Raw genomic sequence first — 3,226 nt, forward strand, 5'->3', positions numbered from 1 at the left:
TATCTTAGCTTGTAAACATAATAAGGTAAAAATTTTAGATTACCTACTTGGCAGTAATAGTAAAATTCTCAGTACTTTATCTGTTGGCATCAGAGGAACTACTATATTACCAGATGATGAGGATGAAACGTGTCATAATGCATTTTATTATGCTATACGTTCAGGCAATGTTGAGCTTCTTGATACACTCATTAATAAATGGCCAGGCAATTATTTTGCTATTCATTTCAGGGAATTAGATGAAATTCTTTCACGAGCTTATGAGGAATTAAAACTAAAGAACGTACCATTGTCAGAAGAGATAGAAATTTTTGTTGAAAATAAGTTAATAAATCTCCGTTTTTTTTCTAATGTTTCTGGACAAGATCGGAATGTGAAGAGTTATCTTAATAACATCAGACAGCGGATTGAGTTAGTACTTCAAAATATTAGCTTGTTAAAGGCAGAGTACTCACACACAGGAAAAGCAGACGAAAAGTTTTTATTCATAGCAAAATTTATTGCACAAAATATTCATATATTAAAACGACAGTTGAAGTCAACCTATGATAGGTTACCTTGGGAAGAAATTGAATTTTGTTTGGTCAGTTTTGTTTCTTCTCAAATAAAACAACAAGAAATTAATCTATTCTATAATGCCACATTGAATAAAAGTAAAATACTAAACCACTTAGAAAATTTTGCAAAGAAACTTGAAGAAGAAAAAGATATTATAGAAGATGTGGACATTGGTAAATTTGCTGATCTCCCAAAGTTAAAACGTGAGAAAGTTGTTGCAGAGATTGTTAGCAATTATCCTCAATTTGGAGAGTTGTATAGCGATTATCAACAAATTAGGGATATCCGTTCTTTAGAGAAAATAAGTGATTATATAAAGCTGGCATTATCGACTGATCCTAAACAAAGGGAAGGTCAGTTAATTATTACAAGGGTTTTACAGGTTATTGGTGAATATTTAAAAAACACTCTAGAATCTCCTAAGTTATCTAGCACTACAAGCGAGCTTCTTTTACTATCATTACCAAAGAACACAAGAGAAGTCATTATAGATTTACGTAATTCACTATCACATGCTTACTCGCTGTCTAAGAGAACAGAGATTGAGGAAAATACAGATGTTAACTTTTTTATTGGTGTTCAAAATGATACTGAAAGAATCGATAATGTAATTACTGATATTCTTTACAACAACAAGATCAAAATGATCAGAATATTGCTAAAGAAAATTACTAACAGTGAAAGCTTAGACGAGATAAAAGAAGTTGCTGGAATATTTAGTACCAGTAACGTTGAATTAGATAAAATGATTACAGAGAGTTTTAAAGTGATGGAACATGATAAGCTTGAAAAACTCATTAAAGAATTAAGCAATAATATAACTGACCAGACAAATTATGAAAAGGAGCTGTTTAATAAAATTGTTAACATAATAAATTTTGCAAAAACTAAAACAAAAAATATCAGAACTGTTTATATTACGGCATTTGAATCATTAAAGATCTTAGGTGTTGCTTTTAACGACAGTAAGATTAACCATAATGTTATTAGAGGAATGAAATTCTTTGCTAATAAAACACTAAAGAATATTCCTTCCCAAATAGAGTCTCACAGTCTTAAAGAAATTACCGAACTATCAATGAAAATTTCTCATAGTGCTAGGTTAAGAATACAGGATGACAACCTTGATAAAGTAAATAGATTAACTTGTGAGATTTTTTACATTGCTGAATTTGGTACAGGTGACCTTAAATGGATTGAGGAATTGAGAGACAAGTTGAATGAGAAAGGTTCGTTTATTCCTTTATATAAACAAAGGAAGGCTTACAATATAACAGAAGAAAAATATAATAACCAGTTTGAACTGAAGTTATCTGAACTGAAAAGTATTTTGAGGAATAACGCATTAAGTGGCAAGTTAATTGAAAAGCTCCCTTCCTACAAGAGAAATAAAAAGTTGCAAGCAGTAGTAGAAATGCTTGTTCTGGATATAATGTCAATCTTAGGTAGATCAGAGAAGCATCTAGAAAACAATCTACTTTTTTTAGATGATAACACTCCTTTATTAACTGGAAAATGTTTGCGTAATCACTTAGCACACGATAATACCTTAGTTGATGTGTTGTTATCTGATCCCTCAATAGCAGTTATCTTGAACGCTAAAAAACTTATTTCAGAAAATGTAATAAAAAGTAAGAAGAAAGTTGGCAAGTTGGTAAGAGATGATCCTTCCAAACTGAAGGATAAATACGATCAAAGTCTTATTACTATTACTAATCAGGAAAAAATGTTTGCTGCGTTGGAACAAGGAAATCTTGAAGACTTAAAGAGTTATCTCAGAAAAGGAGCTGATATCAATGCTAGAAGTATTAACTCATCAACTACATTACATTTTGCTGCTCATGGACCTGGTCTCGAGGTTATAAAATTTATCATTGATCAAAAATTAGGTGTCAATGTTAAAGATGTGAATGGTCAGAGTCCACTTCATATTGCTGCTGCACATGGAAGGAAAAATATTGTGGAATTTTTTATAAGAGAAACAGGTGTATACGTTGATAATCTAGATAATAGTGGCAAAACACCATTACATATTGCAGCTAAAAATGGTCACAAAGATGCTGTTGAAATTCTACTAAAAAATAATGCTAATACTAATACCAAAGATATAGCTGGTTTTTCACCTTTACACTATGCAATACAAAACAATCATATTGATGTTGCTAAGATTATGCTGGAAAAAGAAGTGAATGTTGACATCGCTGCACTAACAAAAACTAAGAAGTAGGGTGTAGGTACATGTGAACTGTAAGACTACATTATGATCCATAGTGTAGTGTCCACATAAGAGAGTGCACAAAGAGGTGTGGCTCTCATAAATAAAATACACTAAAAAAAATTTGTATTCTTTGTTGGATAACATTTATTACTGTATTCAATGCCTAATTGCGTAAAGATAATAATCCCTGTAAAATTACGCAATACTACTTGCCTTAAAACAATAGTTTTAATGCGTTATTGTGTTTCATAGCAAAATCTAACACATTGTATTCTTTGGTCAATTAATTCTAATGTTTCAGTGCCTTTCTGTTCCAGATACTAGGAATAGGTCTACTAGGAATTAATAACGTTTCTGTTTAATACAAACATTTCAGAAATTTATTCTTCAATTGCATACTGCTTCAGATGTTTGATCTTCAGTAATTAATCTTTAACTATATGCTTTTTA

At 30.8% G+C, this 3,226-nt stretch carries 1 protein-coding gene; it reads left to right on the forward strand.

What is annotated here, in order from left to right; genetic code table 11:
- On the forward strand, nucleotides 1–2,785 hold a 2,785-nt coding region (locus tag AB6N09_RS05620; protein ID WP_411131947.1), incomplete at its 5' end, for an ankyrin repeat domain-containing protein.
- Nucleotides 2,786–3,226: the final 441 nt, after the last annotated feature.

This window comes from Wolbachia endosymbiont of Tettigetta isshikii, from assembly GCF_041154185.1.
Lineage (GTDB): Bacteria > Pseudomonadota > Alphaproteobacteria > Rickettsiales > Anaplasmataceae > Wolbachia.